The 22,170-nt window shown below is 48.8% G+C and carries 19 protein-coding genes and 1 tRNA gene; 10 read left to right on the top strand and 10 right to left on the bottom strand.

Going from position 1 to position 22,170, the window contains the following annotated elements:
- Position 1 precedes the first annotated feature (1 nt).
- From ACTHSQ_RS01190 to ACTHSQ_RS01175, 4 genes are all read right to left on the bottom strand, one after another.
- Positions 2-77: transfer RNA gene (locus ACTHSQ_RS01190), tRNA-Gln, on the bottom strand.
- Between the two features lie 5 nt (positions 78-82).
- On the bottom strand, positions 83-931 hold the full coding sequence (ispE, locus tag ACTHSQ_RS01185) for a 4-(cytidine 5'-diphospho)-2-C-methyl-D-erythritol kinase (protein WP_314058927.1): 849 nt from the start codon (positions 929-931) through the stop codon (positions 83-85).
- Positions 932-939: 8 nt separating this feature from the next.
- On the bottom strand, positions 940-1,524 hold the full coding sequence (gene lolB, locus ACTHSQ_RS01180) for a lipoprotein insertase outer membrane protein LolB (protein ID WP_440370982.1): 585 nt from the start codon (positions 1,522-1,524) through the stop codon (positions 940-942).
- Between the two features lie 56 nt (positions 1,525-1,580).
- Positions 1,581-3,443 (bottom strand): tetratricopeptide repeat protein, encoded by a 1,863-nt coding sequence (locus tag ACTHSQ_RS01175; RefSeq protein ID WP_440370981.1) that lies wholly within the window; start codon positions 3,441-3,443, stop codon positions 1,581-1,583.
- A 175-nt stretch (positions 3,444-3,618) separates the two neighbouring features.
- On the opposite strand from ACTHSQ_RS01175, the gene ACTHSQ_RS01170 reads away from it, so the two are divergent.
- The 3 genes from ACTHSQ_RS01170 to recA all read left to right on the top strand — a co-directional run bounded on the left by ACTHSQ_RS01170 (position 3,619) and on the right by recA (position 6,972).
- Positions 3,619-4,224, top strand: a complete 606-nt coding sequence (locus ACTHSQ_RS01170) for a CoA pyrophosphatase (protein WP_440370980.1) — start codon at positions 3,619-3,621, stop codon at positions 4,222-4,224.
- Positions 4,225-4,485: 261 nt separating this feature from the next.
- A complete protein-coding gene (aroA, locus tag ACTHSQ_RS01165; RefSeq protein WP_440370979.1) occupies positions 4,486-5,778 on the top strand; it encodes a 3-phosphoshikimate 1-carboxyvinyltransferase in 1,293 nt (430 codons plus the stop codon).
- 147 nt (positions 5,779-5,925) lie between these two features.
- On the top strand, positions 5,926-6,972 hold the full coding sequence (gene recA / locus ACTHSQ_RS01160; protein WP_003680794.1) for a recombinase RecA: 1,047 nt from the start codon (positions 5,926-5,928) through the stop codon (positions 6,970-6,972).
- Positions 6,973-7,066: 94 nt separating this feature from the next.
- Here recA and fghA read toward each other — a convergent pair whose 3' ends face one another.
- Entirely contained in the window at positions 7,067-7,915 is an 849-nt protein-coding gene (gene fghA / locus ACTHSQ_RS01155; RefSeq protein ID WP_440370978.1) for an S-formylglutathione hydrolase, read from the bottom strand.
- A gap of 500 nt (positions 7,916-8,415) precedes the next feature.
- On the opposite strand from fghA, the gene ACTHSQ_RS01150 reads away from it, so the two are divergent.
- Positions 8,416-10,128 carry a proline--tRNA ligase gene (locus tag ACTHSQ_RS01150; RefSeq protein WP_036473039.1) on the top strand — a complete coding sequence of 571 codons (1,713 nt, stop codon included), beginning with the start codon at positions 8,416-8,418 and terminating at the stop codon, positions 10,126-10,128.
- Positions 10,129-10,194: 66 nt separating this feature from the next.
- Here the strand turns inward: ACTHSQ_RS01150 and pflA are convergent, their stop codons facing one another.
- The 5 genes from pflA to ACTHSQ_RS01125 form a co-directional block, all read right to left on the bottom strand.
- Entirely contained in the window at positions 10,195-11,001 is an 807-nt protein-coding gene (gene pflA / locus ACTHSQ_RS01145) for a pyruvate formate lyase 1-activating protein (protein ID WP_036472999.1), read from the bottom strand.
- 138 nt (positions 11,002-11,139) lie between these two features.
- The gene (gene pflB, locus ACTHSQ_RS01140) at positions 11,140-13,425 is read right to left on the bottom strand and encodes a formate C-acetyltransferase (protein WP_440370977.1); all 2,286 of its coding nucleotides are present in this window, start codon (positions 13,423-13,425) and stop codon (positions 11,140-11,142) included.
- Positions 13,426-13,728: 303 nt separating this feature from the next.
- On the bottom strand, positions 13,729-15,027 hold the full coding sequence (locus ACTHSQ_RS01135; RefSeq protein ID WP_440370976.1) for an adenylosuccinate synthase: 1,299 nt from the start codon (positions 15,025-15,027) through the stop codon (positions 13,729-13,731).
- 43 nt (positions 15,028-15,070) lie between these two features.
- The gene (locus ACTHSQ_RS01130; protein ID WP_003685526.1) at positions 15,071-16,228 is read right to left on the bottom strand and encodes an ATP phosphoribosyltransferase regulatory subunit; all 1,158 of its coding nucleotides are present in this window, start codon (positions 16,226-16,228) and stop codon (positions 15,071-15,073) included.
- A gap of 321 nt (positions 16,229-16,549) precedes the next feature.
- Positions 16,550-17,353 (bottom strand): outer membrane protein assembly factor BamD, encoded by an 804-nt coding sequence (locus tag ACTHSQ_RS01125; RefSeq protein WP_003685748.1) that lies wholly within the window; start codon positions 17,351-17,353, stop codon positions 16,550-16,552.
- Here ACTHSQ_RS01125 and rluD point away from each other — a divergent pair.
- From rluD to ACTHSQ_RS01095, 6 genes are all read left to right on the top strand, one after another.
- The gene (gene rluD, locus ACTHSQ_RS01120; RefSeq protein WP_440370975.1) at positions 17,352-18,476 is read left to right on the top strand and encodes a 23S rRNA pseudouridine(1911/1915/1917) synthase RluD; all 1,125 of its coding nucleotides are present in this window, start codon (positions 17,352-17,354) and stop codon (positions 18,474-18,476) included. The genes ACTHSQ_RS01125 and rluD overlap by 2 nt on opposite strands.
- Positions 18,477-18,556: 80 nt before the next feature.
- The gene (gene pgeF, locus ACTHSQ_RS01115) at positions 18,557-19,327 is read left to right on the top strand and encodes a peptidoglycan editing factor PgeF (RefSeq protein ID WP_036473006.1); all 771 of its coding nucleotides are present in this window, start codon (positions 18,557-18,559) and stop codon (positions 19,325-19,327) included.
- Between the two features lie 120 nt (positions 19,328-19,447).
- The gene (locus ACTHSQ_RS01110) at positions 19,448-19,927 is read left to right on the top strand and encodes an LPS-assembly lipoprotein LptE (protein ID WP_003685752.1); all 480 of its coding nucleotides are present in this window, start codon (positions 19,448-19,450) and stop codon (positions 19,925-19,927) included.
- A complete protein-coding gene (gene holA, locus ACTHSQ_RS01105; protein ID WP_440370974.1) occupies positions 19,927-20,928 on the top strand; it encodes a DNA polymerase III subunit delta in 1,002 nt (333 codons plus the stop codon). Before ACTHSQ_RS01110 ends, holA begins: the two co-directional genes overlap by 1 nt.
- 146 nt (positions 20,929-21,074) lie before the next feature.
- A complete protein-coding gene (locus ACTHSQ_RS01100) occupies positions 21,075-21,494 on the top strand; it encodes a hypothetical protein (RefSeq protein ID WP_003746427.1) in 420 nt (139 codons plus the stop codon).
- Positions 21,495-21,585: 91 nt separating this feature from the next.
- Positions 21,586-22,110: an RDD family protein gene (locus ACTHSQ_RS01095; protein ID WP_440370973.1), complete on the top strand. Its 525-nt coding sequence runs from the start codon at positions 21,586-21,588 to the stop codon at positions 22,108-22,110.
- The last annotated feature ends 60 nt before the right edge of the window (positions 22,111-22,170 follow it).

Raw genomic sequence — 22,170 nt, 5'->3', positions numbered from 1 at the left:
TTGGCTGGGGAGGAAGGATTCGAACCTTCGCATGCTGGAATCAAAATCCAGTGTCTTAACCGCTTGACGACTCCCCAACTTACTAAATCATATAAAACAGCGGATGAATATCTAATCCTTCCACACAATAAGCTTCATATGATTGAGAAACCTGTTGGTAAATTGTATTTGCTTCTTGATGAGATTCACATGCTATAAATAAGCATGCTCCGGAACCGGTCATTAATGCATGACCATATTGGGATAACTCAACATAAGCCTTCCAAACTTCAGGATATTCCTGAAATACAACCGCCTGCATATCATTTTGAAACGGCTGTAACGATTGGAAAGTCGGCATTATGCTGGGTTTGGAATCCCGTGTCAAGCCTTCATGTGCAAAAATTTTAGCGGTTGCCACATGGACGGGGGGTTTAACGATAACATACCATTGTTTAGGAACATCTATTTCAGCCAGTTTCTCGCCCACGCCTTTGGCAAAAGCACTTCTTCCAAAAATAAAAAAAGGAACATCCGCACCAAGGCTTACACCTAAATCAATCAGTTGCTGTCTGCTCAAGCCGCATTGCCACCATTGGTTTAAAACCATTAAAACTGTGGCTGCATCGGAGCTGCCGCCGCCTAAACCTCCACCGGTCGGAACCACTTTATCCAACCAAATTTCAATGCCGTGCGGCACGTTTGCATAGGGCAGTAATAATTTAGCCGCCCGATAAGTCAAGTCTTGCTCAGGCTCAAGCCCTTCAACCGGCGTATGCAGAATAATTTGCCCATCGGTACGCATTTTCAGATGAACGGTATCGTATAAGCCGATCAAACAGAAAATACTTTCCAAATTATGATAACCATCGCTCCTGCGACCGGTAATCCTCAAATCCAAATTTAATTTGGCCGGTGCAGGAAAGGCTTGGATTTCCGCTGAAACAAACATGTTATCCTCTATTTGCGTGCTGCGCATCGGGTTTGTCCATTTTTATCCAAAGAGTGGTTTACCGTATCGAACACCAAGCGGATATTAAACTTGGCATTTTCAAGTTGTAGCGTTTTGGGCTGTCCCGAACTATTTAAAGTGCGCGATATCGTCCAGTCAAACTGCTCCAGTCGGCTGTCAGGCAGGATTTTGTATGGCGCATTGGCAACGCGTTTGCCATCTGCCCAAATATGCAGATATTGAACCGGCAAAGCAAAACCCAAAAGCTGTCTGCTCAATTCTTCAGCCGTTTCCGCCTGATAAACCTTACCCTTACTGTCTACTGCCAATACGCCTTCACTGTCTTGACACAGCTGGCCAACGGTATTGCCCAATGGTGTATTCACATCAATGGTTTGAACCGCATTCTGATAAGTCCAGTCAAAATTGGCATAAGAGCCTTTTCCTTCCACTTTAACAGCCAATCGACCGTCTGCACTAAAATCCTGCACCTGCTCTGCTGCTTGCCAACTGTTTTGCTGAGGTAAGTTTGGCTGCGCACAAGCAGCTAAAAACAACAAGGCAGCAACCGATGATAATTGTTTTAAATTCATGGATATTCCTTCATAGGCCGTCTGAAATCAAACGCTTTTCAGACGGCCTTTTGGTTTTATTTGTGTTTTTGAGCATGCGGTTTACTGGACGTTATACCGAATTTGGACATTGTCTCTTTTAATACTCGGAGATTGCTTCCGTGCTTCAAACCGTCATTCCAGATTTCTTTGGCCTTGTCTTGGTCTCCAAGCGTCCATAGGACTTCGCCCAAATGCGCGGCGACTTCGGCTTCAGGTTCTTTTTCATAGGCATATTGGATATATGGAAGCGCCATTTGCGCATCGCCTTTAAGATAATACGCCCAGCCTACACTGTCATTAATTGCTGCGCTTTCCGGCTCCATTTGATAGGCCGTCTGAACCATTTTAAACGCTTCCTCCAAATCCTTGCCGTTGGACAGCAAGGTATAGCCCAAAGCATTCCAACCGTGTGGATTATCCGGATACAACTCAACAACTCGGCGCAAATCGGCAATCGCCTTGCCTGGCTGATTCAGCTTCTCATACACCATCGAACGCTGATACAGCACATTGGCAAACAGCTCGGGAGAAGCTTGGGTCTTCAAGGATTTTTCGGTAGAATTTACCAAGCTGTTCAAAGCGTTCAACGATTCTTGAAGATTGTTATTTTTAGACAATACAAACAAAGCCGTATTCAGCAAATCACTGGCTTCAAAATAACGTCCTCTTTGCTCGGGCATTTTTTGTGCGCGTTGCACCAAAGCCCAAGCCTCTTTATGGTTGCCCTGTTTGGCTTCGATGGAAGCAGCCAAAATGGTTTTATCAAACGTATAAGCCGTAGCCGTTACTTTGTCCAGCCATTGTTTGGCTTTCGCAAATTCTTCAGCATCATTATAAGAAACCGCACCAATCAATGCCGCACGGCTGCGCTGCTCTTCCGTACCGGCTTTATAAGCCTTTTCCAGATAGCTGTTTACCGCAGAAATATTTTCCGTCTTGCTGGCGGACAATAAGGCGGCCTGAATATACAAATCAGGGTTTGGATTTTCTTCCAACAAAGTCTGCAAACGCTTAAAGGCCTGATCATTTTGACCATGAGCGATCAAATTGGCGATGTCCAACTCCTGCCAAATCGGAGATAAGGTTTTGGTGTCTGTATCTTTGAAGAAGCCGTCCAGAATATCAGGATGCCGTTGCGCCATCAGTCGCAACGTAACAAAAGTCGGCGGCAAAATTTCGTTATCCAACTTGGCCAATCGCTGCAATGCCGCAATGGCGTGTTTCTTTTGACCGTCTTTTGCACTAAAAATTGCATCCGCAATCGCCGCTTCTGGAAAGTCTTTATAATTCAGTGCCGTTTTATGCACTTGTTTGACCGCATCGCTGGTCAGATTCGGCTGTTGTGCTGCGGTTTGTGCCAAAAGCAGGAACACGCGCTTTTGCTCGTCTTCACTACCGCCGACAATCACCTTGTCCAATCCGCTCAAATTCTTATCGGCTTTGCCCAGCAGCAAATTGCGCAACCAAGTCATACGCTTTTGTGTTTCACCAGGCTCCGGCTCGATTTCGCGCCATTTTTGGTAAATGGCTTCAGCCTGTTCAAAGGCATTTAAAGAAACTGCCATCTCCAAAGCGCGTTCGGCCACTTCGGGAGATTTGGTGCGATGCAACGTCAAAATATAAGTAAACAGAGCAGAAGCCGCATCACCCTTTTGCAGAGCCAGTTCTGAATTTAACAAAGTGAAAACCTGCGAGGTACGGTTTTGTATACCCAACAGACGTATCCGCTCCTGCTCGCGCTCTTCGGGAGAAAAACGGTCGGCACGGCTTTTCTTTTTAATAATCTTAGCCGATTCAAAAACTGCATTTGAATCGCCGGGCGCGGCAAAAGTTTGTGTAGCAAACAACATCATTACAGCCGCAGCTGCTACTCGAATACGGGATGGGAAAAACAACATAACTATCCTTTTTGAGAACCTGCCGACATTTTCAGACGGCCTAAGCACTTGCAAAACAGATGCAAAGCTTTATTTATCATTCAGGCATAACTGTAACACACGCACCCTATTTTGTTGACACGGTAACCGTAAACCTTGTGTAATCCTCATCTGCATAAAACGATCAGCGCCAAAAATGAATACCGACCACCTTATCCATTTCCTAACTCAAGCTTCACGCTTCAGCAGCCGTATGCAAGCAGAGCGCAATCAATTAGTTACCCCAAAAACGGTCAAAGAAGCAGCCGTTTTGGTCGGCATTGTCTTGCATGAAGGAGCGTGGCAAATTTTACTGACCAAAAGGGCCGAAACCTTAAGGCAGCACACCGGACAAATCGCCTTTGCCGGCGGCCGTAAAGATACCCAAGACGACAGCCTAACGGCAACGGCGTTAAGAGAAGCTTATGAAGAAACCGCCATTCCGATTACCACATGGCAGACTTTTGCGCCGCTACCCTTTTATGACACGCCTTCCGGCTACCGTGTTACGCCTGTTCCCGCAGTTTGCACCCATTCTGTCAACCCAAAAGCCAACCCCGACGAAGTAGCAGAAATTTTTTATCTGCCTTTGGATTTTGCCTTAAACCTGCAAAACTACACATTCCGTCAGCTTCATCACAACAATCAAACCCTCGCCATCCCTGCCCTGCCTTTCCGACACTACGACATTTGGGGGCTGACAGCAATCATCCTATATGGACTGGCAGAACGTTATCAGCAATATTGCCAAGCTTTAAAATAAGGCAAGGCCGTCTGAAAAAATAGGAAAGAATGGTTTCTGATTTTCTTATGGTGTTTGGTTATATACCTGCCACAACAAAATAAGTTATAGGGCAAACACAAAACAGAAGCAGAAAATTTCAAAATAAACAACTGGAAAATAGTGTAACGATATAAAAATTCATTTTTTCACAAATAAATTGTGCTCTCTTCATTTTTCAGACGGCCTTTGCCTGCGTATAATATCGGTCTGATTTACAATTCAAACGAGCTTAGCCCAGCCATGACCGAATCCATCCGCCTGCCCGCTTCTACACTCAAGCCTTCCACCGTTGCCCTGCCCGGTTCCAAAAGCATCAGCAACCGCACGCTGCTCTTAGCCGCACTCTCCGACAACGTTTGCGAAATCCATTCTTTGCTCAAATCCGACGATACCGACCGAATGCTTGAAGCACTCGACAAACTCGGCGTACACATTGAATCTTTACCTGAAGGCCGTCTGAAAGTTCATGGCACCGGCGGCCGCTTTCCCAACCAAACCGCCGATTTGTTTTTAGGCAACGCTGGTACGGCATTCCGCCCCTTGACTGCCGCGCTTGCCGTTTTGGGTGGCGACTATCATCTGCATGGCGTGCCGCGTATGCACGAACGCCCCATCGGCGATTTGGTGGATGCGCTGCGCATTGCAGGTGCGGACGTACAATATCTGGGCAATGAAAACTACCCTCCGCTTCAGATCGGTAAACGCCAAGACAACGGCGAGCGCGTTATTCCGATTAAAGGCAATGTTTCCAGCCAATTCCTGACCGCCCTGCTGATGGCTTTGCCCTTGACCGGACAAGCATTTGAAATCCACATGGTAGGCGAATTGATTTCCAAACCTTATATCGACATCACGCTCAAGCTGATGGCGCAGTTTGGTGTGGACATCATCAATGAAGACTATCGTGTATTTAAAATCCCGGCCGGTGCCAAATATCATGCGCCCGAACATTTATATGTAGAAGGCGATGCCTCCAGCGCGTCTTATTTCTTAGGCGCAGGCCTGATTGCGGGTACACCCATCCGCGTAACTGGTATCGGCGCACACAGCATCCAAGGCGACGTTGCCTTTGCGCGCGAATTGGAGAAAATCGGTGCAGATGTGATTTGGGGCGAAAATTTTGTTGAAATTTCCCGTCCTGCCGATCGCAAGATTCAGGCTTTTGATTTGGATGCCAACCATATTCCAGACGCGGCCATGACCTTGGCCATCGTCGCACTAGCTACTAAGCAACCATGCACCCTGCGCAATATCGGCTCATGGCGCGTTAAAGAAACCGACCGTATCGCCGCCATGGCAACCGAACTGCGCAAACTGGGTGCAGAAGTCATCGAAGAAGCCGAAGCCATCCATATCACGCCGCCCGAAACACTTACCCCTGATGCCGTCATCGATACTTATGACGACCACCGCATGGCCATGTGTTTCTCGCTGGCTTCGCTTTTGGGCATCCCCGTCATCATCAACGACCCGAAATGTACGCATAAAACTTTCCCCGACTATTTCCAAGTTTTTACATCATTGACCAACTGATTGATTATTCAAATTTTCAGACGGCCTGTTGCATACAAAAAACACAGGCCGTCTGAAAAATAAAAATAAAACTATACTTTTTCTTAATTTATGCGATAATAGCTAAATAAATTCTTAGCGATTCATATTTCCTTTCGGAGAGAAAACATGTCAGACGAAAAAAGCAAAGCCTTAGCCGCCGCCCTTGCCCAAATCGAAAAAAACTTCGGCAAAGGCTCCATCATGAAAATGGACGGCAGCCAACAGGAAGAAAACCTTGATGTTATTTCCACCGGCTCCCTCGGCGTAGACTTGGCACTCGGCGTTGGCGGTCTGCCCCGCGGCCGCGTGGTTGAAATTTTCGGCCCGGAATCCTCCGGTAAAACCACACTCTGTCTCGAAGCCATTGCTCAATGCCAAAAAAATGGCGGTATCTGCGCATTCATCGATGCCGAGCATGCTTTTGACCCGATTTACGCCCGTAAACTCGGTGTAAAAGTCGAAGAACTCTATCTCTCCCAACCGGATACCGGCGAGCAGGCATTGGAAATCTGCGATACATTGGTGCGCTCAGGCGGTATCGATATGGTCGTTGTCGACTCCGTAGCCGCACTTGTGCCTAAAGCCGAGATCGAAGGCGAAATGGGCGACAGCCACGTCGGCCTGCAAGCCCGCCTGATGAGCCAAGCCCTGCGCAAACTGACCGGCCACATCAAACGCACCAATACATTGGTTGTTTTCATCAACCAAATCCGTATGAAAATCGGCGTGATGTTCGGTAGCCCTGAAACCACGACCGGCGGTAACGCGCTTAAATTCTACGCCTCCGTCCGCCTCGACATCCGCCGTACAGGTCAGATTAAAAAAGGCGATGACGTTATTGGTAACGAAACCAAAGTCAAAGTCATCAAAAACAAAGTTGCGCCCCCATTCCGTCAAGCCGAATTCGATATTCTTTACGGCGAAGGCATCAGCTGGGAAGGCGAATTGATTGATTTGGGTGTCAAACATGACATCGTTGAGAAATCCGGTGCATGGTACAGCTACAACGGCGCAAAAATCGGCCAAGGTAAAGACAATGTACGTGTTTGGTTGAAAGAAAACCCTGATATCGCCAACGAAATCGATGCCAAAATCCGTGCAGCAGTCGGTATCAATGTCGATATTACCGAAGGCAAATTGGACGATACCGACGGCGAACGTCCTGAGGAATAAGTCTGTTTGAAATTAAAGGTTAAATAAGCCAAATAAAGGCCGTCTGAAATCCGACCATTAATCGGATTTCAGACGGCCTTTTATTCAATACTGCTTAAAGCCCCAATGCTTGGGCGTGAAACTCAATATGCGAATCGATAAAGCTGGCAATAAAGAAATAGTCATGCCCATAGCCCGGACGTACTTTATATTGGATATTGAAACCTTTTTCACGTGCGGAGCGGACAAACACTTCCGGTTGCAGGACTTCAGGATACAAAGCATCTTCACTGCCGACATCAATCAAAACAGGCAATTTATGCGAGGCCGTCTGAAGCAGCTCTGTACTGTCATAGCGCTTCCATGTTTCCACGTTTTGACCCAAATAAGCTGAAAACGCCTGCCTGCCGCCTTCCGTATCGATAGGATGACATAAAGGCGCAAAAGCGGAAACCGCGACATATCGGCCGGGATAGTTCAAAGCCAAATGCAGCGCACCATGCCCGCCCATGCTGAAACCTGCAATGCTGCGCTCTTTTGTTACCAGAAAATTATGCCCGATCAAATCAGGCAATTCTTGGCTGATATAGCTTTCCATTTGGTAATGCTGCGCCCAAGGTGCTTCAGTTGCGTTAACATAAAATCCGGCACCCTGTCCAAGATAATATTCCTCGCTGTCGGCAACATGCTGACAGCGTGGCGAGGTATCCGGAAAAACCACAATAATATTCCATTGCGCCGCAAAACGCTGGATTCCGCTTTGCCGAACCAATTCAGAACCATCACTATTTAAGCCGGAAAGAAAATATAAAACAGGCGCAGGATAACCTTTTAAGACTTGTGGCGGCAGATAGACATCAAATACCATGTCCGTCCGGCAGGTTTGAGAAAAATGGCGGTACCGTTCCTGATGCCCGTTAAACATCTTTCTGCGTTCCAGCAAATGCAATTCTGAATTTTTCATTTTATCCCTTGTAAGGAAACAACCAACAATAAGCAGAATGTTAGCGCAAAACCTGTCTATCGTGTTGTTGCCCCATCTTTCTAAAGCAACCAAATCTGCTTTAAACAAGGCTTGACAATCATGCGAAATCATTACGCCGACAGCATTTAAAATCTATACACAATCTCTGTGGATAAATCTGTTGATAAGCTTTGGGTAATCGTAAAATTTTCTTTAGGAACAAACCAAGTCTTAAATTGACTAAAATTTAATCAAATAAAACATAATAAAATCAAGTAGTTATGTTTATAGAATTTTACTATAATCATACAGTGAAAATTTATAGGTAAAACAAGGTTATGCGGTTTTGTGCATAAATTAGGGTTGACATCCCTAAAAATCGCTCCGAATCCAAAGCTCCGTGAAACAACGGCCGATTTCATCAGATGCCATTCAAAAGACGCGCGGCCACACATTTTGCGTTACAATACGCACTTATTTTTAAGAAAGAAAAATACGCCATGAAAGCCTCCCAGTTCTTCATTTCTACCCTTAAAGAAGCCCCTGCCGAAGCCGCACTTGCCAGCCACAAGCTGATGATTCGTGCCGGCTTGATCAAAGCCAACGCATCCGGTCTTTATACTTGGATGCCGATGGGCCTGCGCGTATTGCGCAAAGTTGAAAATATCGTGCGCGAAGAAATGGCCCGCGCAGGTAGCGTGGAGCTGCTGATGCCGGTGGTACAACCTGCCGAACTATGGCAAGAATCCGGTCGCTGGGAGTTTTACGGTAAAGAACTGCTGCGCCTGAAAGACCGTCATGACCGCGATTTCTGTATGGGTCCGACTTGTGAAGAAGTGATTGCCGACATCGTGCGCAAAGAAGTCAACAGCTACAAACAACTGCCGAAAAACTTTTACCACATCCAAACCAAATTCCGCGATGAAGTACGTCCGCGTTTTGGTGTGATGCGCGCGCGCGAGTTTGTCATGAAAGACGCTTATTCCTTCCATGCCGACTATGCCTCGCTTCAGACGACCTATCAAAATATGTATGACGCTTACTGCCGTATCTTCACCCGTTTGGGTTTGAAATTCCGTCCTGTTGCCGCAGATACCGGCAGCATCGGCGGTACCGGCTCTCACGAATTCCAAGTATTGGCTGAAAGCGGCGAAGACGTTATTGCATATAGCGACACTTCCGATTACGCCGCCAATATCGAATTGGCACCGACTTTGCCGCTTAAAGGCGAACGCGCTGCTGCTCAGGCCGAGTTGACCAAAGTACATACGCCAAATGTCAAAACCATTGAGTCTTTAGTTGAATTCCTCAATATTCCGGTTGAACAAACCCTCAAATCTATCGTGGTTGAAGGCGAAAACGAAGGCGAACTCATCCTGCTGCTGTTACGCGGCGACCATGAATTTAACGACATCAAGGCAGAAAAACTGGCTGGTGTGAAATCGCCACTGACCATGGCAAGCCCTGCCGCGATTGTTGAACAGTTCGGTGCAAACGGCGGCTCTCTCGGCCCTGTCAACTTCAAAGGTAAAGTCTATGCCGATTTCGCCACCGAAAAAGGCGCAGACTGGGTTATCGGCGCGAACGAAGACGACTACCACTATACCGGCTTCAACTTCGGCCGCGATGCTGCCGAGCCTGAATTTGTCGATTTGCGCAATGTCATCGAAGGCGACATCAGCCCCGACGAACAAGGTCGTCTGAAACTGGCGCGCGGTATTGAAGTCGGTCACGTTTTCCAACTACGCGACAAATATACCCAAGCCATGAATGTCAGCTTCTTGGACAATAACGGCAAATCCCAAATCATGGAAATGGGCTGCTACGGTATCGGTATTACCCGCGTCGTTGCTGCCGCCATCGAGCAAAACAACGACGAAAAAGGCATTGTTTGGACCAAAGCAATGGCGCCGTTTGAAGTCGTGATTGTACCGATGAACTACAAAAAATCTGAAGCCGTACGCGAAGCCGCTGACAAAATCTATGCCGAGCTTTTGGCTGCCGGTGCGGATGTATTGTTGGATGACCGCGACGAACGTGCGGGCGTATTGCTGAATGACTCCGAGCTGTTGGGTATTCCTCACCGCATCGTAATTGGCGATCGCGCATTGAAAGAAGGCAATGTCGAATATGCCGAACGCCGTGACAATCAGGCTCAAGCCGTTGCTGTATCAGAAGTTGTCGCCAAGGTTCTGACTGCATTGAACGCTTAAGTCTTTTTCAATCATGAAAAGGCCGTCTGAAACTGATTATCTCGTTTCAGACGGCCTTTTTCTATTTTAATAAATGATGTTCTTTCCGTAGCTCTCTAATATTTCTTTGATTTTCAAAATGGTTTCTTTGGGCGGCGGATGTACGCCTTTTAATTTGTATTCGTCGCCACACAAAGCCCATTTGTGTGCGCCCAATTCGTGATACGGCAAAAGCTCGACCATTTCGACATTATCCATATCACCGATAAACTCGCCCAATAAATGCGCTGAACGCTCATCATCGGTGTAGCCTGGAACAACCACATAACGCACACGCATCGGCTGATTGCGTTCGGCAAGATAGCGCGCGAATTTCAGCGTTTTGGTATTTGGGATACCGACAAGCACTTTATGGATTTCAGGATCGATTTGTTTTAAGTCGAGCATGACCAAATTGGTATGATCGAGCAAATCATCCAAAATCGAGTCATAGTGCAAAGCATAGCCATTGCTGTCGAGACAGGTATGGATATCGTGTTCCCGACAGGCCGTAAACCAATCGCGTACAAACTCATATTGCAATAACGGCTCGCCGCCGGTTGCCGTTACGCCTCCGCCTGTCGCACGCAGATAATGACGATAGGTCATAACCTGCTTCATCACGGTTGCCACATCCAATTCCTGCGCCTGCTCGGTATGGAGATCCCATGTGTCGCGATTATGGCAATACAGGCAGCGCATCAGACAACCTTGCAAAAAGAGCACGTAGCGCAAGCCCGGACCATCGACAGCACCGCAAGATTCAATCGAATGAATAATGCCTTTGCCGTTATAGTGACGGTGGCCAAGGTCTTTCAGTTCCGGCTCGGGGGTAATGGCAAAAGTCGTGGACATAGTGTTCGGCTCAAAATGTTTTTGCTTATATGGATTGTACGATAATAAAGGCCGTCTGAACATTTCAGACGGCCTTGGAGCTTTGTTTCAAAACAAACCAAATGCAAATTTAGCTTCTGGTTTGTTTCCCCACTCGGATTACATGGTTTCTGTGAACGTACGGGTAATCACGTCAAGCTGTTGTTCGCGGGTCAGCGAGTTGAAGCGAACCGCATAACCGGACACACGAATGGTCAACTGCGGATATTTCTCCGGATGGTGCATCGCATCTTCCAAAGTCTCGCGATTCAATACGTTGATGTTCAAGTGTTGACCGCCTTCCAAAATACCGTCTTCATGGTGGAAATAACCGTCCATCAGACCGGCAAGGTTACGTTCACGAGAATGCTCGTCTTTACCCAACGCGCCAGGAATAATGGAGAAGGTATAGGAAATACCGTCTTTGGCAAACTCAAATGGCAGTTTGGCTACGGAAGTCAATGAAGCGACTGCACCGTTGACGTCACGGCCGTGCATTGGGTTTGCACCCGGACCAAACGGAGCACCTGCACGGCGGCCGTCTGGAGTATTACCGGTTTTCTTACCGTACACGACGTTGGAGGTAATGGTCAGTACGGACTGAGTCGGAGTGGCGTTGCGGTAAGTTTTGTGGGTTGCCACTTTTTTCATGAAGCGTTCAACCAAATCGCAGGCGATATCGTCAACGCGGTCGTCGTTGTTACCAAATTGTGGGTATTCACCTTCGATTTCAAAGTCAACGGCAATGCCGTTTTCGTCGCGAATCGGTTTCACTTTGGCGTATTTAATGGCAGACAGAGAGTCGGCAGCCACAGACAGACCGGCAATACCGCAAGCCATCGTACGGATCACATCACGGTCATGCAATGCCATCAATGCAGCTTCGTAGCTGTATTTGTCATGCATGTAGTGAATAATGTTCAAGGCAGTAACGTATTGGGTTGCCAGCCAATCCATGAATTGGTCCATGCGCGCAAAGACAGTGTCGTAGTCCAAGACTTCGTCCATAATCGGTTCGGTTTTCGGACCAACTTGCTCTTTAGATTTCTCGTCCACACCGCCATTGATTGCGTACAGCAGGGTTTTTGCCAAGTTGGCACGGGCGCCGAAGAACTGCATTTGTTTGCCGACAATCATTGGGCTCACGCAGCAGGCAATAGCATAATCATCGCTATTGAAATCAGGACGCATCAAGTCGTCGTTTTCGTATTGGATAGACGAAGTGTCGATAGATACTTTGGCGCAGAATTCTTTAAAGCCTTGCGGCAGTTGTTCTGACCACAATACAGTGATGTTTGGCTCAGGAGACGGGCCCATGTTGTACAGGGTATGCAGCACGCGGAAATTGGTGCGGGTTACCAAGGTACGGCCATCCAAGCCCATGCCGCCGATAGATTCGGTTGCCCAAATCGGGTCGCCGGAGAAGAGTTGATCGTATTCCGGAGTGCGCAGGAAACGAACCATACGCAGTTTCATCACCAAGTGGTCAATAAATTCTTGCGCTTGGGTTTCGGTAATCACACCATTTTTCAGGTCGCGTTCGATATAAATATCCAAGAACGAAGACACACGGCCGAAGGACATCGCTGCGCCGTTTTGAGATTTAACGGCAGCAAGGTAGGCAAAGTAAGTCCATTGGATGGCTTCTTGTGCATTTTTTGCTGGGCCGGAAATGTCGTAGCCGTAAGAAGCCGCCATTTCTTTCATTTGACCCAAGGCTTTGTATTGTTCGTTGATTTCTTCACGACGGCGGATGACTTCTTCCAAGTCCACACCGTTTTCCAAATCGGCTTGCAGTGAGTTGAACTGGTTGAGTTTGTCTTTCATCAAGAAGTCGATACCGTACAATGCCACGCGGCGGTAGTCGCCGATAATACGGCCGCGGCCATAAGCATCCGGCAGGCCGGTAATCACACCTGATTTACGGCAGCGGCGGATGTCGGGCGTATAAACGTCAAATACGCCTTGGTTGTGGGTTTTGCGGTATTTGGTGAAAATTTCGCTGACTTCGGGATTCAATTCAACGTTGTACACTTTGCACGCGTCTTGCACCATTTTCAAACCGCCAAACGGCATGATGGAGCGTTTCAAAGGCTCGTCTGTTTGCAGGCCGACGATGGTTTCCAAATCTTTGTTGATGTAGCCTGGAGCGTGGCTGGTAATACCGGATATGATTTGCGCGTCGATTTTGTACGGCTCGTGCGTACGGTTTTCTACTTTAATACCTTCCAATACGTCCGCCCACAGTTTGGTTGTGGCTTCGGTTGCAGGTGCCAAGAAAGAGGCATCGCCTTCATAAGGCGTGTAGTTTTTCTGAATAAAATCGCGAACATCTACGTTGGTTTCCCAGTTGCCGCCAGTAAAACCTTCCCAAGCGGCTGGACGTTGCTGAACATCATTTGACATATCAAGCTCCTAATTTTATTGGAAATATAGACCGTAAATTTTCTGAAAGGATAGCACTAATACCCTTCCATTTACAGGAGTTTTCTTGAAATAAAATTACAGACTAGCCTTTTCTTGACTTACATCAATGAGAATAATTATTACTTGGCACTACATCTCGGTTTCCAAACACTCGCGTTTAAAAACGGCGTAGAATACGAAATTAAGCCCTGAAGACAGACATCCTTCAGGGCTGAATTTTTATTGCATTTCATATAAAAGGCCGTCTGAAACATTCAGACGGCCTTTTATTCACTTAATCAATTAAGCAAACGGGTGGTGCAAAACGATGGTTTCTTCACGGTCAGGACCAGTTGAAACAATGGCTACAGGTGCACCGCACACTTCTTCAATACGTTTCAGATAAGCTTTAGCGTTTTCAGGCAGCTTGTCATATTCTTTCACGCCGAAAGTCGACTCGCTCCAACCCCGCATGGTTTCGTAAATCGGTTTGCAGGTTTCTACCGCATCGGAGCCGCAAGGCAGAATGTCGGTTTTGCTGCCATCAGGCAATTCATAACCTACACAGATATTGATGTTCTCAATACCGTCCATCACGTCCAGCTTGGTAATGCACATGCCGGAAATGCCGTTAACTTGAATAGAGCGTTTCAGAGCAGCCGCGTCAAACCAGCCACAACGACGCGCACGACCGGTTACAGAGCCGAATTCATGGCCGCGTTCAGCCAAGCCTGCGCCCACTTCGTCAAACAATTCAGTCGGGAATGGGCCGGAACCCACGCGGGTAGTATAGGCTTTAACGATACCCAAAACGTAATCCAGCATTTGCGGACCTACACCTGCACCGGCAGAAGCGGCACCAGCCAAGCAGTTGGAGGAAGTCACAAACGGATAAGTACCGTAGTCGATGTCCAGCAACGTACCTTGTGCACCTTCAAACAACAGGCTTTCGCCTTTGCGGTTTTTCTCGTTCAAAACACGGGAAACATCGGTAATCATCGGCGTAATGCGCGGTGCAACTTTTTCAATGACCGCCATCACATCTTCAACTTTTACCGGCTCGGCATTGTGCAGGTGTTGCAACTGAACATTGTAATAAGCCAAAACAGCTTCCAGTTTCTCAACCAGTTTTTCAGGGTGCAACAAGTCCACCACGCGAATCGCGCGGCGGGCAACTTTATCTTCATAAGCGGGGCCGATGCCGCGACCGGTTGTACCAATTTTGCCTTTACCCCGGGAAGCTTCGCGAGCTTGATCAAGCGCGATGTGGTAAGGCAGAATCAATGGGCAGGTTGGCGCAATTTTCAGACGGCCTTCGACGTTTTTCACACCGGCAGCGTTCAATTCATCGATTTCGCCCAACAATGCTTCAGGAGAAACGACAACACCTGAGCCGATGAAGCAGTCCAAAGTCTCATGCAAAATGCCGCTTGGAATCAGGCGCAAAATGGTTTTTTTGCCACCGACGACCAAAGTATGGCCGGCATTGTGGCCGCCTTGGAAACGTACTACACCACTGGTTTCTTCCGCCAGCCAGTCAACAATCTTACCTTTGCCTTCATCACCCCATTGGGCACCGATTACGACAACATTTTTAGCCATAGCCATCTAACCTTATTTCAGATACAAAATTTCAAAATAAAACTCAATCGTTCAAAGCGATTACTTTCCAAACGCCGTCTACCTGTTTCAGACGGCCTGTAACCTCTTCCGAACCGTTATAGCCGATACCGTAATCGATAACGACACATTGTCCTTGTTCGCGCAAAGCATCTACCGCTTCTTGAGCCGCAGGCATGTCTTTTACATCGACAGCCACCACGGATTCCCGTCCGATAGCAGGAAGGCGGCCGATAAAGCTGCGCAAATCAAAACTGAATCCGGCCGCAGGGCGTGCGCGTCCGAAGTATCCGCCCAATCCGTCATAACGGCCGCCGCGTGCCACAGCATCATGACGGTTTGAACCATAAGCCGCGTAAAGCAAACCGGTATGGTAATTGTCAACGCGCAGTTCCGACAAATCGATATGCACTTTTTGATTTGGGAACGCATCGCATACTGCCTGCAATTCATCCAAAGCCACACTGACTGCAGACAATTCCGGTAATTTCTCTCTAGCCAAAGTCAGCACTTCACGACCGCCGTACAGTCGTGGTAACAATGAAAACGCTTTTGCCCACATACCGTCGAGTTTCCACTCTTTGACCAACTGGCTGACAGCCTCGGCATCTTTGTCCTGCATCGATGAAAGCAGGGTTGCCGATTGCTGCTCATTCAAATGCGCGGCATTTGCCAAAGCACGGAATACGCCGATATGGCCCAATGAAAGCAAGACCTCGCCCATGTCGGCGATTTTCATGCTTTTCAGCATCAAATCGATCAATTCAATATCCGCTTCAATGCCTTCCAAGCCGTACATTTCCGCACCCGCCTGCAAAGGCTCGCGCATATTGAGCAATCCGTCAGGCCGCGCATGAAGCACCGAACCGGCATAGCATAAACGGTTGATACCTTGATTGGCAGAAAGCAAGTGGGCATCAATACGTGCCACCTGCGGCGTAATATCCGCGCGGATACCGAGTTGACGGCCGCTGAGTTGATCGACGACCAAAATGGTTTTCAACGACAAACCGGCATCGATATGTGTCAATAAGGAATGGCTGTATTCCATCAATGGTGGTTGCACCAATTCATAACCATGCACGCGGAACAAAGCCAACAGCCGCTCACGGGCGCTTTCCAGTTGTCGGGCATTGGTCGGTAACACGTCGGCAACGTGTTCAGGAAGCTGCCAAGACTTCATGAGAATCTACCTCTGTTTTTTTGTAAACATAAAGGGCTGCTTAAATTTAAAACCAAACCAGCCTGACGACTGAAATTTTCCTGAATGCATCAACGACAAATCCGATGCGGCTTCAACAAAACTGATTTTAAATTTAAACAGCCCCTGAGTAACGGCTTCAAACCGTCGAGTTATTAAAATCAGACTTTACCATATTAAAACGAATTTTGCACCCTGTTTACAGAAAGCGTAAAAAACATTAAAAACAAAGGCCGTCTGAAAACCAAATGCATAGCTGCATCGTTTTCAGACGGCCTTATTCATGCCTGAACAACCCGACGATTAACGCCAGTAACGCCACCAAGGCATATCGTCAGATCGCCATTCGTGTTGCAAGAACGGGCTTTGCGGGAAGTTGGTTTCCAAAACACGGCGTGTATCGGCAGCCAGTTGCGGCTTATCCAGTTTTTTGTACGCCAATTCCATCATCGCCAAAGCTTCTTCAACGTAACGGGTATTTTGGTAACGGGCGACGATTTTTTGCGCGCGGTTGACCGCTGCGACATAAGCACCGCGTTTCATGTAATAACGCGCCACAGACATCTCGTTACCGCCCAAAGCGTCCACCAACTTAGCCATACGCTCGGTTGCATCGGCAGCGTATTTGCTGTTTGGATAACGTTGAACCAACTCTGCAAACGCCTGATAAGCATCGCGGTTGGCTTTCGGATCGCGGTCGGACCAGTCTTGGGAAGCCAGCTTGTTTAAGAAAGACTGGTCTTCGTTAAACAGGACCAAACCTTTCAAGTACAGCGCGTAGTCCATATTCGGATGTTGCGGATGATGGCGTTGGAAGCGCGCAATGGCAGCCAAGGCTTTTTCCGGCTCATCGTCTTTATAATAGGCATACGCCGTATCCAACTGGGACTGCTGTGCATAGCGGCCGTTTGGAAAACGGGACTCTAAAATTTCGTATAACTTGACAGCTCGCGTATAATTGTTGCTGTTCAATTCGTCTTGCGCTTCGGCATAAAGCTTTTCCACACTCCAATCTTGAGTAATTTGGGCGTCTTTATCGATTGTGCCTTTATTTGCGCAGGCACTCAGTGCCAAACCTAAAGAAACTACTAAAAGAATTTTTTTCATGCAGAATACTTCCTTTGATAACGAAGCAGATTATAGCGATGATTTAGACTTTCCGTCATCCCCTGAAACAGAAAGTTGTGTTAATTTGACCGTTCCGCTCGAAATGGCAGGCGGAAGGCTGGATGCCGTATTGGCCAAACTCATGCCCGACTACTCGCGCAGCCGCCTGAGTTCGTGGATTAAAGAGGGTGCAGTCATTGTAAACGATAAGCCCGCGCAACCCAAAGATAAAATGATAGGCGGTGAATTGATTGCCGTTACGGTACGTCCGAGCGAAGAAAACCTCGCGTTCACGCCCGAGCCGATGGATTTGGACATCATTTATGAAGACGATGCCGTCATCGTCATCAACAAACCGGCCGGACTGGTCGTCCACCCTGCCGCAGGCAACTGGAGCGGCACCCTGCTCAACGGCCTGTTGGCACACTGTCCTGAATTAAGCCAAGTGCCGCGTGCGGGCATCGTACACCGTTTGGACAAAGAAACCAGCGGTCTGATGGTGGTCGCCAAAACCTTGCCGGCGCAAAACTCACTGGTTCAACAGCTTCAAGAGCGCACAGTCAAACGCATTTACCGTGCAGTCGCCAACGGCATTGTTCCTTTCGACGGCAAAATCGAAACCCAAATCGGCCGCGATCCGCACAACCGCCTGAAAATGGCAGTCGTCAAATTCGGCGGCAAACCTGCCATTACCCATGTCAAAGTGTTGGAACGTTATCTGGCGCACAGCTACATCGAATGCTCGCTCGAAACCGGCCGCACACACCAAATCCGCGTTCATATGCGCGAAGCCAACCATCCGCTGGCCGCCGACCCTGTTTACGGCAACCTGCGCCATCCATGCAGCGACGCGGTTAAAGAAGCCATCAAAACCCTCGGCGCACGCCAAGCCCTGCATGCCTACCGTTTGAGCTTTGTGCACCCGAAAACCGGCGAAACCGTTTCCTTTGAAGCGCCTATGCCTGACGATATGTACCACCTGCTTTCCGTCCTGCGTCTGGAAGCCGGTTTAGATTCATCCCTAAGCAACGAGGAAGAATGGCAAGAGAAATTCGGCATGGACGATGACGACGATTGGAATGAAGACGACTACGATGTCGAAGTCGTTTATGTAAGGGATTAAACCCATTTTTCAGACGGCCTAAATATTATTTCAGGCCGTCTGAAATCAATCCGTTCCAATATTTCAGCGATTCTAAAATTATGAAAACCATCACAGATACCCTAAACCTCGCTCCCCAAGGCAAGAATTTTTTGACTGCCGACTGGCCTGCCCCTGCTAATATTAAAACGCTTATTACCACACGCAACGGCGGTGTCAGCGAAGGCGTGTACCGCAGCCTGAATGTCGGCTCACACGTCGGCGACAAGCTGGAAGCCGTGCTCCGCAACCGCGAAATCGTGCAGGAACAAGTCGGCCTGCCCGTTGCCTACCTCAATCAAATCCACAGCAGCATTGTTGTAAATGCCACCGAAGCATTAGGTAATACGCCTGATGCCGATGCCTCGGTTGATACGACGGGAACAGTCGCCTGCGCTTCAATGACTGCCGATTGCCTGCCTGTCTTGTTTTGCGACAAAGCGGGTACAGTCGTTGCAGCGGCTCATGCAGGCTGGCGCGGTTTGGCCGGCGGCGTTTTGCAAAACACCATTGCGGCAATGAATGTCGAGCCGTTGGAAATCATGGCCTATCTCGCGCCTGCCATCGGCCCTGATGCGTTTGAGGTGGGACAAGATGTATTTGATGCGTTTTGCACCCCCATGCCGGAAGCTGCCAATGCGTTTGAAGACATCGGCGGCGGCAAATACCTTGCCGACATTTACGCTTTGGCGCGCATGGTTCTGCATCGCGAAGGCGTGAACATGATTTATGGCGGCACCCATTGCACCGTCTTGGAACGCGATACTTTCTTCTCCTACCGCCGCGACGGGCAAACCGGCCGCATGGTCAGCCTGATTTGGTTGGAAAAATAAGATTTAAGCCATCAAAGACAAGGCCGTCTGAAATACTTTCCGTTTGCGGTTTCAGACGGCCTAAACATTATTCGTTATAATCCGACGATACCGTAACTGGTTTCAACGAAGGAATATCCAATGAAAAAAATCCTATTGCCTGCACTCGCCCTATTGCTTGCCTCTTGCGGTTTCCACCTGAAAGGCACAGGCGTGACTTCTCAGCCGCTGCCTTATCAAAACTGGCATGTAGAAGGCGGAGCCGTCATGCAAAAAGCGCTGGAAAATGCCTTACGCCGTGCCGACGGTCATCCGGTTAGCGAAGCCGAATCACAAATCACCCTGCGCGTTGTCGACTTTCAAAAACGCCGTGATATCTACACCATCACCCGCGCCGCCGCGATTAACGAATACCTACTGGCCATGACCGTCAAAGTCCAAGCCTTCCGTAACGGTGAGCCGGTTGGCGAACCGATAGAAGTTAAGGTTCACCGTACCATGGACTACGCCGACAGCGAAGTTTTGGGCAAACAGGAAGAGGAAGAAACCATTTGGTCTGAAATGCGCATCGACGCCGCAGATCAAATCGTCCGCCGCCTGACTTTCCTGAAGGCGCAATAATGGCTGCCGCGCCCATTGAGAGCCTGCGCCCCGATACGCTGCTCAAACCGTTGTATATCATCCACGGCGAAGAGGATTTGTTGCGCATCGAGGCTTTGGATACGCTGCGCACAGCCGCAAAAAAACAAGGTTATCTCAACCGCGAAGTTTATACCGCCGAAAACAATTTTGACTGGAACGAGCTGTTGCAAAGTGCCGGCAGCGCAGGTTTGTTTGCCGATTTGAAACTACTGGAAATCCATATTCCCAACGGCAAGCCCGGCAAAAACGGAGGCGATGCCCTGCAAACCTTCGCCGAACGCCTGCCCGAAGATACGGTTACGCTCATCCTCCTACCCAAGCTTGAAAAAGCGCAAATCCAGTCCAAATGGTTTTCCGCATTGGCAGGTAAAGGCATCGTCTTAGAAGCCAAAGCCGTTGCGCCATATGCTTTGCCGCAATGGATACAGGGTCGTCTGAAACAGCAGGGTTTGGATATCGAACCTGAAGCACTTGCCCTTTTTGCCGAGCGCGTCGAAGGCAATCTTTTGGCCGCCCGTCAGGAAATCGAAAAACTCGCCCTGCTCCATCCCCAAGGCCATTTGATCAATATTGCCGATGCAGAGGCCGCGATTGCCACCGTCGCCCGCTTCGACGTATTCCAACTGGCAGGCGCATGGATGAAAGGCGATGCCCTGCGCGTTTCCCGTTTGCTAGACGGCTTGGAAGAAGAAAGCGAAGAGCCGGTTTTGCTGTTGTGGGCGGTTGCAGAAGACATCCGCACCCTAATCCGCCTCACGGCCGCACTCAAGCAGGGACAAAACATCCAAAGCCTGCGCAACAGCCTGCGTTTATGGGGCGACAAGCAGACCCTTGCACCGATGGCGGCCAAACGCATTTCCATCAACCGCCTGCTTGACGCGCTCAAAACCTGCGCCCAAATCGACCGCATCATCAAAGGCGCGGAAGAAGGCGATGCATGGACTGAGTTCAAACAACTCGTTACCTCGCTGGCCGCTTGAAACCGTTGCCACGCGTCAAGAAACTTGCACGCAATACGCCCCAAAAACAGAAAATACTGTAAAATAGCGTAAACTCAAATTCAGGCCGTCTGAACCTCGTATTTCAGACGGCCTCTTCCAGCAAAAAACAAGGAAACACCAACCATATGGATAATAAAACCAAACTTCGCATCGGCGGTCTGGCCCTGCTGACCACTGCCGTATTAAGCCTCATCATCGTTCTGATCGTCGATTCATGGCCGCTGGCCATCCTGTTGGCCGTCATCATCGTGGCCGCTGCCGCAGGAGGTTTCGTTTGGACTTCACGCCGTCAGCAACGCCAATTCCTCGAGCGCCTGAAAAAATTCGACATCGATCCGGAAAAAGGCCGTATCAACGAAGCCAACCTGCGCCGTATGTACCACAGCGGCGGCCAACATCAAAAAGACGCGATTACCTTGGTTTGCCTGTCACAAAAATGTTCCGTTGACGAAGCGCACGCCATCTTCAAAAAACGTCCAACCCGTCAGGAAATGAACCAAATGGCTGCCCAACAGGCACGCGGTCAAAAACGTCCACATCGCTAATCCCGACAGTAACAGGCCGTCTGAACATCCTATCCCGTTTCAGACGGCCTGTTTTTATTTCCATCAAACCCATTTCCGTTTCCATCGCATTATGACCCGTCTTCCCACCGCCCCACTCAAACGCCGCCTCGCCGCACTGCTTTACGAGCTTCTACTGACCGGCGCCGTTACCAGCATTGCCGCTCTTGCAGCCGGTATTGTCGCCATCTTTCTCAATCCCGTTTCCACGCGCCTGTCCATGCTGACAACCTGTCTGATTCTGTTCTACGCATGGTGGCTCTACTTCCGCGCCAACTGGCACAAAAAAGGCCAAACCCTCGCCATGCAGACGTGGAAAATCGGTTTAGCCGATAAAAACGATACCCAGCCGCCCCTGCCGCAGCTTCGCCTACGCTTTATTTGGGCCAGTATTTTTATTGTTTTCATTCCCCTGTTTGCCTACGCCGGATTGCGTCATCTACTCAATATCCCGCCCAAAGGCGCATTCGGCGCCGCGCTCATTTGGCTCATCCTGCCATGGGGCTTCACCCTGTTCCATCCCGACCGCCAGTTCCTCTATGACTTCTTGGCCGGAACAAGGCTGGTGGATTTAAATCAGAAGAAAACAAACGAATAAAATCCAAAAGCGGCTCAAGCTCTAAATAAAATAAAGGCCGTCTGAAACTCAAGATAAGTT

It is taken from the genome of Neisseria sp. P0009.S008, assembly GCF_051958615.1.
GTDB lineage: Bacteria > Pseudomonadota > Gammaproteobacteria > Burkholderiales > Neisseriaceae > Neisseria > Neisseria subflava.
This window is presented reverse-complemented; position numbering and strand designations above follow the sequence as displayed.